This window comes from Streptomyces sp. NBC_01197 (genome assembly GCF_036010505.1).
GTDB lineage: Bacteria > Actinomycetota > Actinomycetes > Streptomycetales > Streptomycetaceae > Streptomyces.
In genome coordinates, this window is record NZ_CP108569.1 from 4,685,195 (window position 1) to 4,704,116 (window position 18,922).

The following is an 18,922-nucleotide window of genomic DNA, read 5'->3' on the forward strand; positions in this document are numbered from 1 at the left end:
GGGGGCGGTGCTGGTTGGGCGGCAGGGCTGATTGGAAGTTACCCGGACGTACCGCCTGGGTCACCGGGGACGGTGTGTGATGCGGGCCTCTTTTCTAAGCGACCGCTCAGGATGGCGGGACCGGGGGCTGCGCGACCCCCGGCTCCCGGCCCGGATCAGGGCCCGGCCCCCGGCGGGGAGCCGGGTCCGCATCCGGGCCCGGTCCCGGCCCGGGGGCGATCGGCGGCTGCGGCCCGTGCCGGTGCTCCCCGGCCGGCGCGGCGTGCGCCGTTTCGGGTGACTCCGGCAGGCGCCGCCGCCTGCGGTGCTTCAGCAGGGCCCAGGGTGCGCGGGCGCCCGTGACCTCGGTGCCCGCCTCGGACGCGGCGGCCGACGCGGCCTTGGCCACCGGCAGCATGCCCTCGTCGCGGGTGGCGTCCAGGCGGTCGGTCTCCGGCCACAGACCCAGCACCGCGCAGAGCGTGGGCAGCACCGCCATCGCGGCCGTCGCATACCCCTCGGCGGATGGGTGGTAGTTGTCAGGGCCGAACAGCTCGCGGGGGTTCGCAGCGAACTCCGGGCCCAGCATCTCGCCGAGCGACACCGTCCGCCCGCCCTGTTCGACCACCCCGATCGTCTGCGCCGCCGCCAGCTGCCGGGAGACCCGCCGGGCCAGCCACCGCAGCGGCTGGTAGACGGGCTCGACCGTGCCCAGGTCGGGGCAGGTCCCGACGACGACCTCGGCCCCCGCGGTCCGCAACCTGCGGACCGCGGTCGCCAGATGGCGTACGGACTGGGTGGCCGGCATCCGGTGGGTCACGTCGTTCGCGCCGATCATGATCACGCAGACCTCGGGCAGCCGCGCCGGGTCGGCGAGCACCAGCCCCACCTGCCGGTCCAGATCGTCCGACATCGCGCCGGGCAGCGCGACGTTCCGCAGATCCACCGGCCGCTCGGCCACCGCGGAGAGGCCGGAGGCCAGCAGCGCGGCCGGGGTCTGGCCCGCCCGCCGTACGCCCTGGCCCGCCGCCGTCGAGTCGCCGAGCATGGCCAGCCGTAACGGCTCCAGACGCCCCGTGCGGTCCGCGAACGCCAGCCCGTACCGCCCGTCCGCGCTCGGAGCCTGCGGGGCCCGCCCCCCGCCCACGGAACGCTTGGCCAGCTGGACCTCCGCCAGCACCACACCCACCGCGGCCGCTCCGACCAGCCCGATGCTGCCGCCTCCGTACGCCGCGCCCGCGGCGATCCGTCGCGCCACCCTCGCCCTCGACACTGCCACCTCCTCATAGCCGTACACGACGTAACTGCCCGTACACCGGTGCTGCCCAATCTTGTCCAATACGCTGACCGCCATGGTGCACTTCCACGACTCGATGATCAGCCTCGTCGGCAACACCCCGCTGGTGAGGCTCAACAACGTGACCGCAGGGATCAGGGCGACCGTCCTGGCCAAGGTCGAATACTTCAATCCGGGCGGTTCCGTGAAGGACCGTATCGCCGTGCGCATGATCGAGGCGGCGGAGCAGAGCGGCGAGCTGCAGCCCGGCGGCACGATCGTGGAGCCGACCAGTGGCAACACTGGTGTCGGCCTGGCGATCGTGGCCCAGCAGAAGGGCTACAAGTGCATCTTCGTCTGTCCGGACAAGGTGTCGACGGACAAGATCAACGTACTGCGGGCGTACGGGGCCGATGTCGTCGTCTGCCCCACCGCCGTCGACCCCGACCACCCCGACTCGTACTACAACGTCTCCGACCGCCTGGTCAGGGAGACGCCGGGCGCGTGGAAGCCCGACCAGTACAGCAACCCCAACAACCCGCGCTCGCACTACGAGACCACAGGCCCCGAGCTGTGGGAGCAGACGGACGGGCGGATCACCCACTTCGTCGCGGGCGTCGGCACGGGTGGCACGATCACCGGCACCGGCCGGTACCTCAAGGACGTGTCCGACGGCCAGGTCAAGATCATCGGCGCCGACCCGGAGGGCTCCGTGTACTCGGGCGGCTCGGGGCGGCCCTACCTGGTCGAGGGCGTCGGTGAGGACTTCTGGCCTTCCGCGTACGACAGGACGGTGACCGACGGCATCGTCGCCGTGTCCGACAAGGACTCCTTCCAGATGACGCGCAGGCTCGCCAAGGAGGAGGGCCTGCTGGTCGGCGGCTCCTGCGGGATGGCGGTCGTGGCGGCGCTGCGGGTGGCGGAGGACCTCGGGCCCGACGACATCGTCGTCGTGCTGCTGCCGGACAGCGGGCGCGGCTACCTCTCGAAGATCTTCAACGACGAGTGGATGAACGACTACGGGTTCCTGGAGCAGCCCGGCACCGAGCCGCGCGTCTCCGATGTGCTGCTGGGCAAGGAGGACGGCATCCCCCACCTGGTGCACATGCACCCGGAGGAGACCGTCGGCGACGCGATCGACGTGCTGCGCGAGTACGGCGTGTCGCAGATGCCCATCGTGAAGCCGGGGGCCGGGCACCCGGACGTGATGGCCGCCGAGGTCATCGGTTCGGTGGTGGAGCGCGAGCTGCTCGACGCGCTGTTCACCCAGCGGGCCTCGCTGGGGGACGCGCTGGAGAAGCACATGTCATCGCCGCTTCCGCTGGTCGGCTCGGGCGAGCCGGTCGCCGATCTGATGGCCGTCCTGGAAAAGGCGGACGCGGCGATCGTACTGGTGGAGGGGAAGCCGACGGGGGTGGTCAGCCGCCAGGATCTGCTGAGCTACCTGGCACGTAACGCCGACGCCCGCTGAGACCTGGCACTCCGGTCCGGCAGCCGGTGTGCGGCTGGTTCGGTCGGCGGCTCTCCCCGCGTATCCCGTGCGCGGGGAGGACCGCCGTACACCCGCTGATCCCGCCTCCGCGGGCAGTGCTCGTCCGAGCGGTACACGCAAGCGGTACACGGGTGACACGCCCGCGCAGCACCCTCTTAACAAGGCTGCGGCAGATTGGTGGATGCCGGCAGGGAGACCCGCCGGCACCACGAACGGCGTCACGGACCTCCGGAGCGGCTCCCGGCCTCCAGGACGCCCTGGACGCGGCACCCCGGCCCCTGACCCGGACCCGCGTCCCTCGCGGGGACCGCTGTCGTCCCGGCCCCCGGTCCGCCGGGGGTGCGGCGGTCCCCGCGCTCACCCTTGTGCGGGGGCAGCAGCGGCTGCTGTCTGCCGCGCCGGGCCGGCCGGCGGCTGTATGGGATGACCGGACCCTCGTCAGTCCTCCCAGCCGGATTCCGGCGAGGTCTTCGAGTGGGTGCGCAGCCGATGGAACAGCCCGCCGTCGCGCGCGGCGTGGACCATGTTGACCCCGGCGATCCCCGCCCACGTGACGATGAGACCCGCCAGGCCCGCGTTGACCACCCCGATCGCCGACAGCGGGACGGCCAGGAACATCGTGACGATCCCGAACCCGAACCGTTCGCCGAAGCTGCCCTCGGGCTGCTGCGGGCGCTTGCCGCCCCGCGCGACGACCATCTGCTGTTCGGCCATCTGCCGGCGAACCCGCCGGTCCACCGTGGAGTCGAGCCGCTGCTCGACCTTCTCCAGGAACGATTCGACCAGGGCCGAGTCGTAATCCTCGCCCAGTTCCCTGCGGGCGTGCAGGGCGGCGTCGAGTTCCTTCTTCAACTCCGGGTCGCTGGCTTCCATGGTGTCCATGGTACGAACCCGGGGCGCGGGGAGCAGTGGGGCTAACCCCCCAATTCAGGGGGGACCTCCACCCGTCCCGCCGTCCGCGCCGCCCTACGGGGACGGCACCTGCTCCGGTACGGGCTCGGCGGCCGGCGTCGACAGGATGGTGGCCGCCGGGATGTGCGAGGTGTTCCGCCGCGCCAGGACCCAGTACAGCGCCGCCGGGACCACGAGCCCCACTATCCAGGAGACGTCGGCGCCGCCGAGGGGGCCGACCAGCGGTCCGGTGTAGAAGGACGTGGCCAGGAAGGGGAACTGGGCCGCCAGGCCGATCCCGTAGACCAGCAGGGCGTCCCAGCGCCAGGAACCGTAGCGGCCCTTCGGGTCGGAGAGGGCCGGGATGTCGTAGCGCTCGCGGGAGACCAGGTAGTAGTCGACCAGGTTGATCGCCGACCACGGGGTGAAGAAGGCCAGCAGGAAGAGCAGGAAGTCCTTGAAGGAGTCGAGGAAGCTGTCTTTGCCCGCCAGGGCCACCGCCGTGCCCGCGACCATGATGACCAGGATGTAGAGCGTGCGGCCGCGCGGGGTGAGGGTCTTCTGGCCGCGGAAGCCGCTGATGCTCGTCACCATCGACATGAAGCCGCCGTAGGTGTTCAGCACGTTGATCGTGAGCTTGCCCAGCGCGATGACGAAGTAGAGGACCGAGGCCATCAGGCCGGTGCCGCCGAGCCCGACCACGTAGCCGACCTGGCTGTTCAGGAAGGCGTCGCCCGCCGTGGCCGCCACCAGGACACCGAAGGTCATCGACCACTGCGAGCCGAGCGTGGTGCCGCCGAGCGTCCACCAGAACGTGGCCCGGCCGCTCGTCGTACGGGGCAGATAGCGCGAGTAGTCCGCCACGTACGGGCCGAACGCCAGCTGCCAGGAGGCCGAGAGCGAGACCGCGAGCAGGAACAGCGGGAACGAGAAGCTGTGGTCGTGCAGGACCGTGCCCAGGTCGATGCGGTCGAGCAGCCGGATCCCCAGGTAGATGAAGGCGATGGCGCAGATGACGCTCGCCACCCGGCCGAGGGTGTGGATCACCCGGTAGCCGATGACCGCCATCGCCGCGGTGATCACGGCGAAGATGACGATGCCCGCGGTGTCGCCGAGGTGGGTCAGCTTGCCCACCGCCTGTCCCGCCAGGACGGTGCCGCTGGCGAAGAACCCGACGTACATCAGGATCACCAGGGCCAGCGGGACCACCGCGCCCTTGACGCCGAACTGCGCACGGGACGAGATCATCTGGGGCAGCCCGAGCCGGGGGCCCTGCGCCGAGTGGAGGGCCATCACCGTCCCGCCCAGCAGATTGCCGAGCAGCAGTCCGACGATCGACCAGAGCGCGCCGCCGCCGAAGACCACGGCCAGCGCGCCGGTCACGACCGCGGTGATATGGAGGTTCGCGCCCACCCAGAGGGTGAACTGCGAGAAGGCGCTGCCGTGGCGCTCCTCGTCGGGGACGACATCGATCGACCGCTGTTCAACCAGGCCTGCCACTGACGGCCTCCCTCTCACCACTGCGCTGCGTTCACCGCGCTGCCATCGCTGGCCGGGTGTGTGCCGACCGACGTTGTATCGATCTATGCAGAGTGTGCCGTGATGAATGGAAGGTCAATAGGTCCAGGCAAATTAGTGCCGGTTGGTTAGCTGATCCTTCAGGCGGCGGGACTGTCCATTGGGCGTAGTTCGTCCGCATATGACACGGAAATCCGGCGCATCAGACCGTCATCGCTGATGTCGTACTGGCCGAGCCTCCAGAGCGGCGGCGAGTACGCGTGGATCGAGACCGCGTCGTCCGTCGCCCCGGTCAGGCGGTGGATGTGGTCCGGACCGAAGCAGAAGGAGGTGTCCGCGCCGACCGCTGTCGCGAGGTGCCGGCCGCCGATGCGCGGATTCGACTCGGTCAGCACGCCCTGGACCACCCGGACCGCGCCCGACGAGATGTCGTGGTCGTGCCAGCCGGTGTCGTTCTGCCGGGTCCAGCAGAGCAGCCAGATGTCGACGTACTCGTCGCGGTGCAGCGAGGCGTAGTGCCGGTCGGTGTCCGAGAAGGCGACCTCGGAGCGCCAGAGCTCCGGGCGGGCGGCCAAGTCGTCCACCAGCGCCTGGAGTTCACGCTTGTCGAGATTACGGTCGGGCAGCGCGGCGTCGTACGTCACGGGGTTGCTCCTTTCGGGAGGAGGGGTTTCACCGGATCCGCAGGAGGCGGGCGGGGTTGGCGGCGCGGAGCGCGTGGACGGCCGCTTCGGCGCCGAGGTCGGGGATGACGGGCCGGGCGTACGGGCGGTCGCTGCCGGACACGATCACGTCGATACCGGCCGCCCGCACCAGGGCGTCCACCGCCCGGGTGCCGTACGAGGAGGTCTCGTAGAAGACATCGGAATCGACCTGGCCCCGGCCGCCGCCCCGGGCCGCGAGCCGCTCGCCGTGCAGCGGGGCGAGACCCGCGAGGGCGGCGAAGCAGACCCGCAGGCCGGGGTGGCGCGGTCGGCCGAACGCGCGGAAGGCGAACCAGGAGGCGTGCAGCTGCTGGACGTACGGCACAAGTGCGGGCCACCACGGCGGGGCGCCGGGGCCGCTGGGCGGCGCCGCGCCCGGGTGGACGAAGAGCGGCTTGCCGATGCGGGTGAGCGTGTCGAGCAGCGGTGCGCAGTGCGCCCAGCCCGCCTCGTCGAGCAGTGCGGTGGCGGGCAGTTGGAGCCCCGCGCACCCCTGGCCCAGGGTGCGGGCCAGAGCTTCGGGGTCCGGCGCGACGAGCCCCGCCGACGCCCAGGCGCCGAAGGGTGCCGGGAGGGCCAGTGCGCCGTCGTGGAAGGCGGCCAGCAGCGGGTCCGCCTCGGCGGGCGGCAGGTATTCGATACCGAGCGGGCTGGAGAGCGAGACGAGCGCCAGGCCGAGGCCGTCGGAGTGGGCCAGTGCGGTGCGGGCCGCGATGTCGTGATCGGCCGGGTCGACGGCGTACGGCGGCTCTCCTTGCAGGTGGAGCGTCCAGCCGTCGAGGTGCGGGGCGGCGGTGCGGGCACGCAGCAGCTCCGTGAAGCCCGGCGGCCAGAGGTGCTGGTGGACGTCTACAAGCAAGGTTCACCTTTGTGTTAAGCGATTAACTGACGCGCTTAAGTGAAGCGGTTAACGAGGTGTGGTGTCAAGGTGAGGTGTCAGGGCTGGGTGCCGGGTGGGCGCCGGCCGGCACCCGGTGCCGGGCCGGGCGGGGCCAGTGAGCGGGCCGGGCTGGGCCGGACGGGGCCGATCGGGCCGGGGAAAGCCGGTCGCGGGTCTGCGCAATGGCACGGCGGGCTGTCGGAGGTGGCCGGTAGGCTTCCCGTCATGGCCAGGCCGAGCAAGCGCACCACCCTCCGCGAGGTGGCAGAGGCCACCGGCCTCTCCACTGCCGCCGTCTCGTACGCCCTGCGCGGCAAACAGGTCTCCAAGGAGACCGAGGAGCGGGTCCGCAAGGCCGCCGCCGAGCTGGGGTACGAGGCGGATCCCATCGCCCGCGCCCTCGCCAGCGGCCGTACGAGCATGGTCGGTGTCCTCGCGGGTGACCTCCAGGACCTCTGGCAGCAGCAGTTGATGGCGGCGATAGGGCGCGAACTCCTGGCGGGGGACCGCTATGCGCTGATCCTCGACGCGGGCGGCGACCCCGCACGGGAGCTCGTCCTCGCCAAGCAGCTCCGCGACCAGCGGGTGGACGGTCTGCTCGTCTCGCCCGTCGACCCGTCGGCCGAGGGGTGGGCGAAGATCGCCGACGTGGTGCCGGTGGTCTCCATCGGTGACTCGCTCCAGCAGGCCAGGACCGCCGGGGAGGTGCTCTTCGACAACCGGGCCGGGATCGACGCGGTGCTCGCGTATCTGGGCCGGCTCGGACACCGGCGGGTGACGGTGCTGACCCCGACGGGGCCCAGCACCCCCGACCGCCCCGCCGACGTCTATGTGCGCGAGGCGGCGGGCCGGCTCGGGCTCGATGTCGAAGTGGTGCCGTGCGCACAGGAGTTGGGCGAGGCGACCGGGGTGGCGCGCGGAGTGGTGGACGGCCGCTCCACCGCGGTGTTCTGCTTCTCGGACTCGATCGCGTACGGGGTGTACGCGGCGGCCGCCGAAGCGGGCCTGGCGATCGGCCGGGACCTGTCGGTGGTCGGCTTCGACGACCACCCGGTCTCCCGGGTCCTGACGCCCGCGCTGACGACCCTGGACTGGGGCCTCGCGGAGATCGCGGCGGAGGCGGCGCGGCTGGCCGTGGCGGCGATCGAGGGGCGGCGGGTGCGGCGCAAGCGGATTCTGTGCGCGCCGCGGCTGGTGGAGCGCGGGTCGGCTGCGGGGGCGATGCCCCCGGGCCCCCGGCACTCGAACTCCCCCAGCTGACGCTGGGAGGGGCCCCTGGACGGGCTTGGACGCGACCTCAAGCGCCGGGCGGCTCGGTTCGGCCTGGAAGCCGTTCTCCTGACGGATGTGATTCGTTGGTTTTCGCTGGTCAGGGATGTTCTCGGGTTGTTGAGGGGGCCGGTGGGGGCCTTCTGTGGCCTCAGGTTTGAAAAGTCAAGCCTGAGGCCAGGAGGCACCTCCCAGCGATAGCAGGGGAAGAGGGGGGTTGCGGACCGGGCCCGGGGCAGCGCCCCGGAACGGCAGCGCTACGCCATCAGCCTGTGCCGCTTCAGCCACGCGTCCGCGACTCGGTCCGGGTCCTGCTTCTCCTTGTCGACCAGCCGGTTCAGCTTCGTCAGCTCCTCCGTCGTCAGCGCGTTGCCCAGCAGGGCCAGTGCCTTGCGGACCTTGCCGTCCGCCTTGCGGGCGGCGATCAGCGGGACGATGTGCTGCGCGGGCACCAGGTGCTTCGGGTCCTCCAGGACCACCCAGTGGTTCGCCGCGACATCAACGTCCGTCGTGAAGACGTTGGCGACATCCACATCACCCTTCTTCAGCGCGCCCTTGACCAGCGGGCCCGACGAGTCCAGCGCCTTGAACTCCTTGAACTCCACGCCGTACTGGTCCTTCAGGCCGACGACCCCGACCACCCGCTTCTGCATCTCGGCCGCCGCGCCGAACACCAGCTTGCCGTTGGCCTTCTTCAGGTCGGCGAGGGTCTTGAGGCCGTACTTGTCGGCCGTCTCCTGGGTCACCGCGAAGCTGTCGCGGTCCTCGGCCGCCGCGTACGGCAGGACCTCCAGACTCGCGGGCAGTACAGCGGCCAGCGCGTTCTGCATGGCGCCCGCCTCCGTCTCGGTGGCCTTCTTGTTCAGATAGAGCAGCAGACTGCCCTGGTACTCGGGGAGCAGATCGATGTCGCCCCCCTTCAGCGCGGGGACGATGATCTCGCGGGAGCCCAGATTGGGCTTGACCGTGGACTTGATGCCCGCGGCCTTGAGTGCCCCCGCGTAGAGGTAGCCGAGTATCTGGTTCTCGGTGAAGTTGGCGGTGCCGATGACCAGCCCGCCCGAGCTGCTTCCGGCGTCGCCGCCGGAGCTGTCCCCGTTGAGGGATGTGATGCCGGAGGAGCAGGCGGCGAGCATGGGCGCGGATGCGCCGGCCAGCAGGGTGGTGAGTGCGGTACGTCGGTTCATCTCGGGTCTCCAGAAGTCAGCGGGCGGTGTCGGGTCGGCCGCGCAGCAGCAGCCGCTGCACCCCGCCCAGGGCCAGGTCGGCGATGACGGCCAGGACGGCGACGAGCACCGCTCCGCCGAGCACCTGCACCAGGTCTCGCTGGGCGAGCCCGTCGAACACGTACCGGCCCAGGCCGCCGAAGCTGACATAGGCGGCGATGGTGGCGGTGGCCACGACCTGCACGGTCGCCAGCCGGATGCCGGTCATGATCAGGGGCAGCGCGAGCGGGAGTTCGACCTGCCAGAGGATCTGGTGGCCGCGGAGCCCCACCCCTTTCGCCGCGTCCTTGACCTCCGGGTCGACGGCGGCCATGCCGGCGTAGGTGTTGGTGATGATCACCGGCACGGCGAGGGCGACCAGGGAGATGTACACCGGCCAGATGGAGAGCCCGCCCGCGAGGAAGACCAGGGTCACCAGGCCGACGGTGGGCAGCGCGCGGCCGAACGACGCCAGGTTGACCGCGATGAACGCGCCCCGCCCGGTGTGGCCGATCAGCATGCCGATGGGGAGCGCGATGACGGCCGCGACGACGGTGGCGAGCAGTGAGTACTGCAGGTGCTCGACCAGCCGGTGCGCGATGCCTGCCTGGCCGGACCACTGGGCGGAGCTGGTGAGCCAGGACGCGAGGTTCTTGAGGAGTTCCAGCATGGGTCAGGCGCCCCTCTTCATGGAATGGCGCTGCCTGGTCCAGGGCGTGCACAGCCACTGGACGGTGACGAGCAGCGCGTCCGCCACCAGGGCGAGCAGCAGGGTCAGGATCACTCCGGCGACGACCGGGGTGGGGTAGTTGCGCTGGAAGCCGTCGGTGAAGAGCTGGCCGAGGCCGCCGTACCCGATGTAGCTGGCGACGCTCACCAGCGAGATCGTCATCACCGTGGAGACCCGGATACCGGCCATGATCACCGGGAGCGCCAGCGGCAGTTCCACGGTGAGCAGGGTGCGCAGCGGCCGGGTGCCCATGGCGGTGGACGCTTCGCGCACCTTGGCGGGCACCGCGTCCAGGCCCTCGACGGTGTTCCGTACGAGCACCACCAGGGTGTACGCGGTCAGGCCGGTGATCGCCGTCGTCCGGGTGAGCCCGGTGATGGGCAGCAGCAGGACGAAGAAGGCCAGCGACGGGATCGTGTAGAGGATGTTCGAGAGTCCGAGTACGAAGCCGCGGAGCGCCCGGACCCGGTGGGCGAGCACTGCCAGCGGGAGTGCGATCAGCAGGCCGATGAGGACGGCGGGCACCGCGGTGGAGAGATGGTCCGCGGTGAGGTGCGCCATCTCGCCGGTGTGGTCGGGGAACCAGCCCCAGTCGACGGTCATGCGGCGGTACCGGTCTTCGCGGGGGTGTCGCCTGCGGCTCCCGCGCTCGTGTGGGCCTCGCCTGCACGGTCGTGGATCGCGTCGCGCGAGGTGACGCCGGTCAGTGCGCCGTCGGCGTCCACCCGGGCCACCAGGCCGGCCGGGGACGAGACGGACTCGTTGAGCGCCGAGAGCAGCGAGTCGGTGTCGCGCAGCGCCCGGACGGGCAGCAGCGGGGCGTCGCCCGCGGTCCCGGCCGCTGGTGCGGTGTCCGCGTCGAGCCAGCCGAGCGGCCTGTTGTCGGCGGACGCCACAAGCTGCCAGCGGCCCGAGCCCTTCCCCTCCGATATTCGCTCGTCGGCGCGGATGACCGGGGCGGGGGTCTGGGGTATCCCCGCGAGCGTGGAGAGGGACAGCAGCTTCAGTCCGCGCTCGGCGCCGAGGAAGTCGGCCACGAAGTCGTCGGCGGGCCGGGCGAGCAGTTCGGCGGGTTCGGCGCACTGGACGAGATGGCCGCCGGTACGGAAGACCGCGATGCGGTCGCCGAGCCGGACGGCCTCGTCTATGTCGTGGGTGACGAACACGATGGTCTTGTTCAGGTCCTTCTGGAGCCGCAGCAGCTCGTCCTGGAGCTGGGTGCGGACCACCGGGTCCACCGCGCCGAACGGCTCGTCCATCAGCAGCACCGGCGGGTCGGCCGCGAGCGCGCGGGCCACCCCGACGCGCTGCTGCTGGCCTCCGGAGAGCTGGTGCGGATAGCGCTTGCCGGTGTCGGCGTTCAGCCCGACCGTCTCCAGCAGCTCCGCCGCGCGGGCGCGGGCCTTCTTGCGGCCCCAGCCGAGCAGCAGCGGCACGGTGGCCACGTTGTCCAGGATCGTCCGGTGCGGGAAGAGCCCGGACTGCTGGATGACGTACCCGATGCCGCGCCGCAGCTCGGCTGCGTCCGCTTCGAGGATGTCCTTGCCCGCGAGTCGGATGGTCCCGGACGACGGGTCGACCATGCGGTTGATCATGCGGAGTGTGGTGGTCTTGCCGCACCCGGACGATCCGACGAGGACCGTGATCTGCCCCTCCGGCAGGTCCAGGTTGAGGTCGTGGACCGCGGTGGTGCCGTTCGGGAAGCGTTTGTGCACGGCGTCGAATTTGATCATCGGTCATCCCTTGCCCGGCTGCATATGGTCATGCAGAGTTCTCGGTGTCTGAATAATTTGTCAATGGGCTGCGCTGAAACACTGGTGACGCCGGTCCATCAGGCGAGACCGAATGTCGGGAAAAGGAGGCGTTCGCGCATGATGTCGTACCGCACGGTGGACACCCGGACCGGCACCCCCCAGACCGGCATCGTGGTCCTCGACGGTGAGTCCCTTCCGGTCGCCGATGTGGTCCGGCTCGCCCGTGGCACGGCAAGGCCCGTACCCGGGACCGAGGCGATGAAGCGTGTCGAACAGTCCTGGGACGCGGCGCGTGAGCTCGCCGCGTCGGGCCGGGTGTACGGCCGCTCCACCGGTGTCGGCGCCAACCGTAACGAGTCGGTGCCCTCCGGCGCAGCCGCCGACCACGGACTGCGGCTGCTGCGCTCGCACGCCGGGGCCATCGGGGACCCGCTGCCGGGCCACGAAGTCAGGGCCATGCTCGCAGTACGCGCCAACCAGCTGCTCGCCGGAGGGGCCGGGCTGCGGCCCACCGTCGTCACCGCGCTCTGCGAAGCTCTGGAGTCCGGCGCCCACCCCGTCGTCAACGAGTTCGGCTCGGTCGGAACCGGCGACATCGCGGCCCTCGCCCAGATGGGCCTCGCGCTGGCCGGCGAGCATCCCTGGCAGGGCGGCCCGCCGCCCGCCGCGCTGCTCCTCGACAACAACGACGCCCTCGCCTTGATCAGCAGCAACGCCCTCACCCTCGGACAGGCAGCGCTCGCACTCGACGAGCTGCGCGCACTGGTCGACGCGACCCAGGTGGTGGCCGCGCTGTCGCTGCTCGCCGTGGACGGCTCGTTCGAGGCGTACGCGGAGCCGGTGCACGCGGCCCGCCCGCACCCCGGCTCGTACGCCGTCGCCGCCCGCAGCCGCCGGCTGCTCGGCGCGCCCGACCGGCCCACCCCGCCGCTGGGCCGCATCCAGGACCCGTACGGCTTCCGCTGTGTCCCGCAGATCCACGGGCCCGCTCAGGACGCGGCCGACCTGCTGGAACGCACCATCGCCGTCGAGATCAACTCGGCGGCCGAGAACCCGCTGATCCACGCGGAGGACATGGCTGCCTACCACCACGGCGGCTTCTACATGGCCCAGCTGGCCCTGGCGCTCGACCACTTCCGGCTGGCCCTCACCCAGACCGCCCGGCTCTCCACGTCCCGGCTCTCCGAGCTGAACGAACCCGGGTTCACCCGGCTCAGGCCCTTCCTCGCCGACGGTGAGGCGGCGTCGTCGGGCGTGATGATCCTGGAGTACGCGGCCGGGGCGGCACTCGGTGAGTTGAGCGCCCTGTCCGCGCCCGCCTCGCTCGGGCACGCCGTACTCTCCCGCGGCGTCGAGGAACAGGCCAGCTTCGCGTCGCTCGCGGCCCGGCAGGCGCTGCGGGCCGGACGCGCGTACCGCTATGTCGTGGGCTGCGAACTGGTCTCCGCTGTAAGGGCGTTGCGCCAGCGCGAGCTGCGGATCGACCCCGATTTGCCGGTCGGATGTGCCTTCGCCCTGGCGGACGAGGTGCTCGATCCGGATCTCGCGGACCGGCCGCTCACCGACGACGTGGAGACGGCGGCGGCGCTCCTCGACCGGTTCCATGACCTCTGAGGGAACGGGCGGTGCCCCGGAGCGGGCACGTCCGGAAGGCGGCGGTTCAATGAACTCCGATGTGGAAGTGGAACTTGAGGGGGATGACGGCATGAGCGACAGCCCGGCCGCACGGCTGCAACAGCTCTTCGAAGGGCACCGGCTGACACCGACCCAGCGGCGCATCGCGCACTGCATGGTGCGGCAGGCCGCCGAGGCGCCCTTCCTCTCCTCCGTCGAACTGGCCGAACTGGCCGGGGTCAGCCAGCCGTCCGTCACCCGGTTCGCGGTGGCGCTCGGCTTCGACGGCTACCCGGCGCTGCGCCGGCACCTGCGGGAGGTCGCCCCGGCCGGACGTGAGGCGGACGACGACAGCCTCAACGAGTACCAGCAGGCAGTCCACGCCGAGATGGAGAATCTGCGCCGGCTCGCCGAGGCACTGGCCGATCCCTCGCTGGTGGAACGCGCGGGCCGGCTGCTCGCTCAGTCCCCGACCCTGCCGGTACTGGGGCTGCGCGCCGCCTCCTCGCAGGCCAGGGGGTTCGCGTACTTCGCCGCCAAGGTCCACCGGGATGTCCGGCTGCTCGACGAGGGCGGCACGATGCTGGCCGACCGTATCGACGCCTCGGTACGGGCGGGGGCCACGGTGCTGCTCTGCTTCGCGCTGCCCCGCCACCCGCGTGAGGTGGTCGAGGCGCTCGCGTACGCGCAGTCGGCCGGGCTGACCGTGGTGACGGTCGCCGACTCGGCCTTCGCGCCCGTCGCCAAGCACAGCGACATCCTGATCCCCGCCGCCGTCGGTACCGGCCTTGCCTTCGACACGGTGTGCGGGCCGATGCTGCTGGGGCGGGTGCTGCTTGAGGCGATGTGCGACGACCTGCCGGAGGCGCAGTCGCGCCTGGAGGAGTTCGACACCCGGGCGGTGGCGCGGGGGCTGTTCATGGAGTAGCTCAGGTCATACGTGAGGAGGGTTGTAGGCCCCGGCGGGCCGGGCGCCAACGGGTTGGGCGCACATTCGTCACAGCCGGACGCGTCGAGAGCGTCACCGGATGCGACGGGCCGGGCCATAAAGAACACTCTCAGAAACCGTCGCTAATCTCCGCTCGGTCCGGAGCAGGCGTGCGGAGGGAGTACGGACGTGGGGCGCGGCAGAGCGCATACGCAGGCACAGGTGCGGGGGCAGGCGCAGACTCGGGGACAGGGTCAGGGCCGGTGGTCGGAGGGGCACGGTAAGGGCCGGCCGCGGACCGTGGCGAGAGTCGCGGTGCTGGTACGGGCCGGGGCCGCGCCGCTGTGGTGGCTGGGGCTGGTGGCCGCAGCCACCGGGGCGCTGCTGCCCGGCCTGACGGGGCGCAGGATCGGTCTCCTGGCCGGGGCCGCGCTCGCCCTGGTCACCTGCGCGCTGGTGGCCCTGGTCCGCGGGCGCAGGTTCGACCATCTGTCGAAGTCGCCCTCGCGGGCGGGCCGTTCGGACTTCCTCCAGGACCGGGCCGTGACGGTACGGAACTGGCGGCGTGCCCACCGCTGGTGGCTGCTCGTGGCCTTCGCCGCGGCGCTCGGCTCGTCGTTCGCGCTTCCCGCCGCGGGCGGGCTGACCCTCGCCGGAGCGGGCGCCGGACTCTGGCTCAAGGCGGTGCGGCTCGGCCGTCGCGAACAAGCGGACGACCTGCTCTTCTGGGTCCGTACCGACTGGATCGCACGCGGCCCGGCGGGGAAGCCGGTCAAGGGCTACAGCTCCACGGGTGTCCTCGCGGGCGACGCCGCACCCGGCGGGGCACGGCGTCGCTGACAGGGCCGTGAAGGTGACCCGGCCGGGTCACACCTCCAGCTCGGCCTCGATCTTCTTCAGCTGGTGACGGGCCATCGCGAGGTTCGCCCGGGACTTGTCCAGCGCCAGATAGAGGAACAGGCCGTTGTTCCCACGTCCCTTGAGCAGCCGGATCAGGTGGTACTGCCCGCCCAGGGTGATGAGGATGTCCTCGATCTCGTCCTTCATACCGAGGTGTTCCATGGTCCGCACCTTGGCACGCACCACATCCGTGTTCCCGGCCGCGGCCACGGCCAGATCGAGATCCTTGCCGCCGCCGAGCGTGCCGAGGGCCATTCCGCTGGTGTAGTCGACGAGGGCCACCCCGATGGTCCCCTCGATCGAGCTCATCGCGTCCTTCAGTGCGGTTTCGGTGTTCGCCATGGGAGGCGCACTTCCCTTCTTCTGGTTGGTGTCGGAGCGGGTGGTGTCAGTGCGGGTGGTGTCCGAGCGGCTGGTTTCCGATGCCGTACGGGTGCGGGCGGCTCCGGAGTGGGCGCCCCGAGAGGGTGTGCGGGTCATGGGCTCTCCGGTCGTGGGCTCTCCGGCCGGTCGAGGGCGCCGTCGACCAGTTCGCCGATCCGGGTGCTCGACCGGCGGGCCTCCAGATGCAGCCGGCCCACGTTGGTACGCGGCTGGGCGAGCAGGGTGAGCACGGCGGACGGCCCCGCCGCGTACGTCGCCACATAGCCGTGCTCGCCGCGGACCAGCAGCTCACGGAAGGCGCCCTGGCCCGTCGTCTCGGTCAGCCGCTGCGCGACGCCGAGGGCCGCAGCGGTGAGCGCGGCGACGGACTCGCCCTCGGCCGACGTGGTGTCCTGCGCCAGCACCAGGCCGTCGGCGCTCGCTGCGAGCGCCCCGCTGATCAGGGGCACCCGGGCTCTCAACCGCCGCAGTTCGTCCAGTACTTCGGCCTCCGCGGACATCAGTTGTCTCCTCTCGGCGCGCTGCCGCAGAGCGCGGATCACAGCGTGGCCTCCAATGCGTCTCGCAGCCGGCGGAGCAGGGCGACATCGGGGTCCGGTGCCATGTCGGCGACCGCGTCGGCGAACCGGGCGGGGACCGTGGGCGACTGCGGTACGGGTGCGCGCGGGGTCTCGACGGCGCCGGCGGCTGCCAGCCTGCGGACGTCGATGAGGGTATGGAAGGCCGGGCGGCCCAGTGCCCTGGCGATGCCGGGCGGGGTGCGGACCCCGTCCACCAGGTCGAGCACGGCGCGCTGGCGCGGGGTGACCGGGGCGTCGGAGCGGCTCGGGGCCCGTACCACCGGGGCGGTGTCGATGTCCGGGTACGGCCAGAGCCGGTCGAGCAGTTCCCGGCGGCGGGCGGCCTCCCGCTCCACCGTGTCGGCGGCGACCGGGTGCACGGTGCCGATCCAGTGGGCGACGCCGTAGCGGAAGCGGGTGGGGCCGCTGCTGGGGGCGAGGGCGAAGTACGCCGCGTCGTGCAGGGCGCCGAGGTGACAGATCTCCAGCTCGCCGTCCGCGACCTGGCCGCTCTCGACCAGGAACCGGCCGACCCGGCCGTGCGCCCCGGCCCGGTCCAGAGCCTGCTGCCATCCCTCGGGGCGCAGCCGTCCCGATGCGGTCAGCAGGACGTCTATCCCGGGGGCGGCCGGGCTCTCGGCGTGCACCACCTGGCCGTCGACCAGATAGAGGGTGCCGCGGTCACGCAGCAGGGCGCCGGTAGCGCGTTCGCCCGCGAGCCGGACGAGCATGGGCGAGACGCCCGGAGATCTGTTCGCGGTGGTCGCGGCGGCCATCAGAGCACCAGTCGTCCGGCCAGGTCCCGCAGCCGTAACCGGGCGAGCGCCAGGTTGCCCTCGTCGCGGTCGAGCCAGAGATGCAGGAAGACGCTGCTGTCGAAGGTCGTCTCGACGAAGCGGAGGATGTGGTAGCCGGTGCGGTTGGTGACGATGACGTCCTCGACCGGAAGCCCCTCACGGGGGGCGGGCGTCGAGGCTTCCGGTATCTCGCCGGTGGCTGCCGGGGCCGGGGCGAACGCGGGTTGCTCGGCGGCCATCCGGGCCAGCTCCGCGGTCTCGGCCGCGGTCGCCTCGTGGTCGTCGTTCGGTGACTCGCCGATGGTGCCGAGTGCGAGCCCGCTGGTCCAGTCGACCACGGCGGCACCGAGGGAACCGGGCAGCCGCATGGCTTCCAGCAGACACTCATCGATTCCGGGCACGCGGAACTCCCCTCCCAGCGTGGCGCGCGTGGCCGCGGGGGCGGCCGTGCTCCAGTGACGGCCAAGTTACGCAACGCTCAGTCCTCCGGGGGGAGTTCTGGCATTTTCCAGCGGAACATGCGCGGCGGGATTAGGGTCTGCGTTCCGACTGTTCGTGCGGCTTTGGCTGGGCCTGTGCCCGGTCCGGCTGCTGTGCCTGCGCCGTCGACCGGCGTGCGCCAGAGGTCAGAGCAGCGCGTCCGCGTGTGAACCGCCCGACTCGGCGACGATCTCTGCCACGCTCTGCGCGTCCCGCACCGTCGCGAACCGGACCCCGCGCGCGCCGGACGCGGTCTCGGCCGCAGCCCCCGCCGCGAACCCGTAAACGGCGGGCCTGGCAAGGCTGTTGTACGCATAATGGTGCGCGAAGTAGTACGCCCCGGTGTCCAGCACCGCGACGTAGTCGCCCTGTCCGAGCAGTGGCAGTTCCCGGCCCTCCGCCAGCAGGTCGCCCGCGAAGCAGGCGGGGCCCGCGATGTCCTGGGTGGTGGCGGGGGCCGTACTGGGGCGGCCCTCCTTGTCGTACGCGGCGATCCGCAGCGGCCATGAAGCGGGCGCGTACACCGTGCGGGTGGCCACCTGGACCCCGGCGTGGGTGACCGCGATGGCCCGCCCGCCCGCCGACTTCGCGTACTCGACGCGGGCCAGGATCGTGCCGTGCTTGGCGAGCAGCGAGCGGCCGAACTCGGTGACCAGGCCGTAGCGGCCGTCGAGCAGGCCGGGCGCCGTCGCCTTGAGGAGCCGTGCGTACTCGGCGTACGTGGGGGTCTCACCGTCCGACGAGAAGTTGACCGGGAGGCCGCCGCCGATGTCGATGGTGTCGATCTGCTGCCGGCCCGCCGCCGTGTTGATCTCCTCGGCCAGTTCGTGGACGGCCCGTACGCCCTCGGCCATGAGCGCCAGCGGTAGGCCCTGCGAGCCCGAGTGGGTGTGCAGCCGGTTCAGCCAGGGGCGGTCCAGGAAGGCGCGGACGACCCACGCGCGGGCGCCCTCGTCACGCAGCGCCACCCCGAACTTGGAGGTCGCGGTGGCCGTCGACAGCGCGCCGATGGAGCCGCCGCCGGTCTGCGGATTGACGCGCAGGCCCAGCGGTGAGGCCGTCGGGGCGGACCGGACGAGGGCGTCGAGCCTGGCCAGTTCCTGCGGGTTGTCGGCGTTCACGGCGATCCCGATGGCGAGCGCCTCGCGCAGTTCGGCGGCGGTCTTGGCGGGGGAGTCCAGGACGGTGCGCGCCGGGCGCACCCCCGCGGCGCGGGCCAGCGCCAGCTCGCCCGGGCTCGCGACCTCCGCGCCGATGCCCTCATGGGCGAGCAGCCGAAGGACGGGGACGAGCGGGGCCGCCTTCACGGCGAAGGCGTGCAGAACGGGCGTACCCGGCGGAGTGACCTCCTCGAACGCGGCCCGCAGGGCGGCCGCGCTGCCGCGGATGCCGTGGATGTCCAGCAGCCCGACGACGGGACTGTCCGGCCCGGCCAGCCCGGTCGCCACCGCGGCCCGCACCGCCTGCTCACGCCGGGCGGCGGCGCCCGTATCGGAACCCGTTTCAGAACCCGTTTCAGAAGCCATGTGATCCAGCCAATCATCGACCGGGGCGGGGTGGG

Annotated in this window: 19 protein-coding genes; 5 read left to right on the forward strand and 14 right to left on the reverse strand. The window is 71.8% G+C overall.

Annotated features, from left to right (window positions below; translation table 11 throughout):
- Window positions 1–106: 106 nt before the first annotated feature.
- Window positions 107–1,237 (reverse strand): SGNH/GDSL hydrolase family protein, encoded by a 1,131-nt coding sequence (locus OG452_RS21495; protein ID WP_327299720.1) that lies wholly within the window; start codon window positions 1,235–1,237, stop codon window positions 107–109.
- A 97-nt stretch (window positions 1,238–1,334) separates the two neighbouring features.
- Between OG452_RS21495 and OG452_RS21500 the strand changes: the two genes are divergently transcribed.
- Entirely contained in the window at window positions 1,335–2,726 is a 1,392-nt protein-coding gene (locus OG452_RS21500) for a cystathionine beta-synthase (protein ID WP_327299721.1), read from the forward strand.
- 459 nt (window positions 2,727–3,185) lie between these two features.
- Here the strand turns inward: OG452_RS21500 and OG452_RS21505 are convergent, their stop codons facing one another.
- The 4 genes from OG452_RS21505 to OG452_RS21520 all read right to left on the reverse strand — a co-directional run bounded on the left by OG452_RS21505 (window position 3,186) and on the right by OG452_RS21520 (window position 6,719).
- Entirely contained in the window at window positions 3,186–3,620 is a 435-nt protein-coding gene (locus OG452_RS21505) for a hypothetical protein (RefSeq protein ID WP_327297219.1), read from the reverse strand.
- Window positions 3,621–3,713: 93 nt separating this feature from the next.
- The gene (locus tag OG452_RS21510; RefSeq protein ID WP_327297220.1) at window positions 3,714–5,138 is read right to left on the reverse strand and encodes a purine-cytosine permease family protein; all 1,425 of its coding nucleotides are present in this window, start codon (window positions 5,136–5,138) and stop codon (window positions 3,714–3,716) included.
- A gap of 158 nt (window positions 5,139–5,296) precedes the next feature.
- Window positions 5,297–5,800 carry a cysteine dioxygenase gene (locus OG452_RS21515; protein WP_327297221.1) on the reverse strand — a complete coding sequence of 168 codons (504 nt, stop codon included), beginning with the start codon at window positions 5,798–5,800 and terminating at the stop codon, window positions 5,297–5,299.
- 28 nt (window positions 5,801–5,828) lie between these two features.
- Window positions 5,829–6,719, reverse strand: a complete 891-nt coding sequence (locus tag OG452_RS21520; protein ID WP_327297222.1) for an amidohydrolase — start codon at window positions 6,717–6,719, stop codon at window positions 5,829–5,831.
- A gap of 246 nt (window positions 6,720–6,965) precedes the next feature.
- Here OG452_RS21520 and OG452_RS21525 point away from each other — a divergent pair, with 246 nt between their 5' ends.
- Complete coding sequence (locus tag OG452_RS21525; RefSeq protein WP_327297223.1) at window positions 6,966–8,000, forward strand: LacI family DNA-binding transcriptional regulator; 1,035 nt, start codon at window positions 6,966–6,968, stop codon at window positions 7,998–8,000.
- Between the two features lie 266 nt (window positions 8,001–8,266).
- On the opposite strand, the gene OG452_RS21530 is transcribed toward OG452_RS21525, so the two are convergent.
- The 4 genes from OG452_RS21530 to OG452_RS21545 are packed head-to-tail and all read right to left on the reverse strand — an operon-like array spanning window position 8,267 to window position 11,677.
- A complete protein-coding gene (locus OG452_RS21530; protein ID WP_327297224.1) occupies window positions 8,267–9,196 on the reverse strand; it encodes an ABC transporter substrate-binding protein in 930 nt (309 codons plus the stop codon).
- 16 nt (window positions 9,197–9,212) lie between these two features.
- Window positions 9,213–9,884 (reverse strand): ABC transporter permease, encoded by a 672-nt coding sequence (locus OG452_RS21535; RefSeq protein WP_327297225.1) that lies wholly within the window; start codon window positions 9,882–9,884, stop codon window positions 9,213–9,215.
- A gap of 3 nt (window positions 9,885–9,887) precedes the next feature.
- Entirely contained in the window at window positions 9,888–10,547 is a 660-nt protein-coding gene (locus tag OG452_RS21540; RefSeq protein ID WP_327297226.1) for an ABC transporter permease, read from the reverse strand.
- Window positions 10,544–11,677 carry an ABC transporter ATP-binding protein gene (locus OG452_RS21545; protein ID WP_327297227.1) on the reverse strand — a complete coding sequence of 378 codons (1,134 nt, stop codon included), beginning with the start codon at window positions 11,675–11,677 and terminating at the stop codon, window positions 10,544–10,546. Before OG452_RS21545 ends, OG452_RS21540 begins: the two co-directional genes overlap by 4 nt.
- A gap of 141 nt (window positions 11,678–11,818) precedes the next feature.
- Here OG452_RS21545 and OG452_RS21550 point away from each other — a divergent pair, with 141 nt between their 5' ends.
- The 3 genes from OG452_RS21550 to OG452_RS21560 all read left to right on the forward strand — a co-directional run bounded on the left by OG452_RS21550 (window position 11,819) and on the right by OG452_RS21560 (window position 15,080).
- Complete coding sequence (locus OG452_RS21550; protein ID WP_327299722.1) at window positions 11,819–13,312, forward strand: aromatic amino acid ammonia-lyase; 1,494 nt, start codon at window positions 11,819–11,821, stop codon at window positions 13,310–13,312.
- A gap of 91 nt (window positions 13,313–13,403) precedes the next feature.
- Complete coding sequence (locus OG452_RS21555) at window positions 13,404–14,240, forward strand: MurR/RpiR family transcriptional regulator (protein ID WP_327297228.1); 837 nt, start codon at window positions 13,404–13,406, stop codon at window positions 14,238–14,240.
- Between the two features lie 300 nt (window positions 14,241–14,540).
- Entirely contained in the window at window positions 14,541–15,080 is a 540-nt protein-coding gene (locus tag OG452_RS21560; RefSeq protein ID WP_327297229.1) for a hypothetical protein, read from the forward strand.
- Between the two features lie 27 nt (window positions 15,081–15,107).
- Here the strand turns inward: OG452_RS21560 and OG452_RS21565 are convergent, their stop codons facing one another.
- From OG452_RS21565 to OG452_RS21585, 5 genes are all read right to left on the reverse strand, one after another.
- Entirely contained in the window at window positions 15,108–15,482 is a 375-nt protein-coding gene (locus tag OG452_RS21565; RefSeq protein WP_327299723.1) for a hypothetical protein, read from the reverse strand.
- A 134-nt stretch (window positions 15,483–15,616) separates the two neighbouring features.
- A complete protein-coding gene (locus tag OG452_RS21570) occupies window positions 15,617–16,024 on the reverse strand; it encodes a roadblock/LC7 domain-containing protein (RefSeq protein WP_327297230.1) in 408 nt (135 codons plus the stop codon).
- Between the two features lie 38 nt (window positions 16,025–16,062).
- Window positions 16,063–16,860, reverse strand: coding sequence for a transcriptional regulator (locus tag OG452_RS21575; protein ID WP_327297231.1), 798 nt, complete (start codon window positions 16,858–16,860; stop codon window positions 16,063–16,065).
- Window positions 16,860–17,282: a hypothetical protein gene (locus OG452_RS21580; RefSeq protein ID WP_327297232.1), complete on the reverse strand. Its 423-nt coding sequence runs from the start codon at window positions 17,280–17,282 to the stop codon at window positions 16,860–16,862. The genes OG452_RS21575 and OG452_RS21580 overlap by 1 nt, the downstream gene beginning before the upstream one ends.
- 225 nt (window positions 17,283–17,507) lie before the next feature.
- On the reverse strand, window positions 17,508–18,887 hold the full coding sequence (locus OG452_RS21585) for a diaminopimelate decarboxylase (RefSeq protein ID WP_327297233.1): 1,380 nt from the start codon (window positions 18,885–18,887) through the stop codon (window positions 17,508–17,510).
- Between the last annotated feature and the right edge of the window lie 35 nt (window positions 18,888–18,922).

Excerpts from the sequence above, each read along its gene's own strand:
- OG452_RS21585 (WP_327297233.1), bottom strand. The coding sequence starts at position 18,887 with ATGGCTTCTGAAACGGGTTCTGAAACGGGTTCCGATACGGGCGCCGCC.
- OG452_RS21545 (WP_327297227.1), bottom strand. The coding sequence starts at position 11,677 with ATGATCAAATTCGACGCCGTGCACAAACGCTTCCCGAACGGCACCACC.
- OG452_RS21525 (WP_327297223.1), top strand. The coding sequence starts at position 6,966 with ATGGCCAGGCCGAGCAAGCGCACCACCCTCCGCGAGGTGGCAGAGGCC.
- OG452_RS21555 (WP_327297228.1), top strand. The coding sequence starts at position 13,404 with ATGAGCGACAGCCCGGCCGCACGGCTGCAACAGCTCTTCGAAGGGCAC.
- OG452_RS21535 (WP_327297225.1), bottom strand. The coding sequence starts at position 9,884 with ATGCTGGAACTCCTCAAGAACCTCGCGTCCTGGCTCACCAGCTCCGCC.
- OG452_RS21575 (WP_327297231.1), bottom strand. The coding sequence starts at position 16,860 with ATGGCCGCCGCGACCACCGCGAACAGATCTCCGGGCGTCTCGCCCATG.
- OG452_RS21530 (WP_327297224.1), bottom strand. The coding sequence starts at position 9,196 with ATGAACCGACGTACCGCACTCACCACCCTGCTGGCCGGCGCATCCGCG.
- OG452_RS21570 (WP_327297230.1), bottom strand. The coding sequence starts at position 16,024 with ATGTCCGCGGAGGCCGAAGTACTGGACGAACTGCGGCGGTTGAGAGCC.
- OG452_RS21550 (WP_327299722.1), top strand. The coding sequence starts at position 11,819 with ATGTCGTACCGCACGGTGGACACCCGGACCGGCACCCCCCAGACCGGC.
- OG452_RS21565 (WP_327299723.1), bottom strand. The coding sequence starts at position 15,482 with ATGGCGAACACCGAAACCGCACTGAAGGACGCGATGAGCTCGATCGAG.
- OG452_RS21505 (WP_327297219.1), bottom strand. The coding sequence starts at position 3,620 with ATGGAAGCCAGCGACCCGGAGTTGAAGAAGGAACTCGACGCCGCCCTG.
- OG452_RS21540 (WP_327297226.1), bottom strand. The coding sequence starts at position 10,547 with ATGACCGTCGACTGGGGCTGGTTCCCCGACCACACCGGCGAGATGGCG.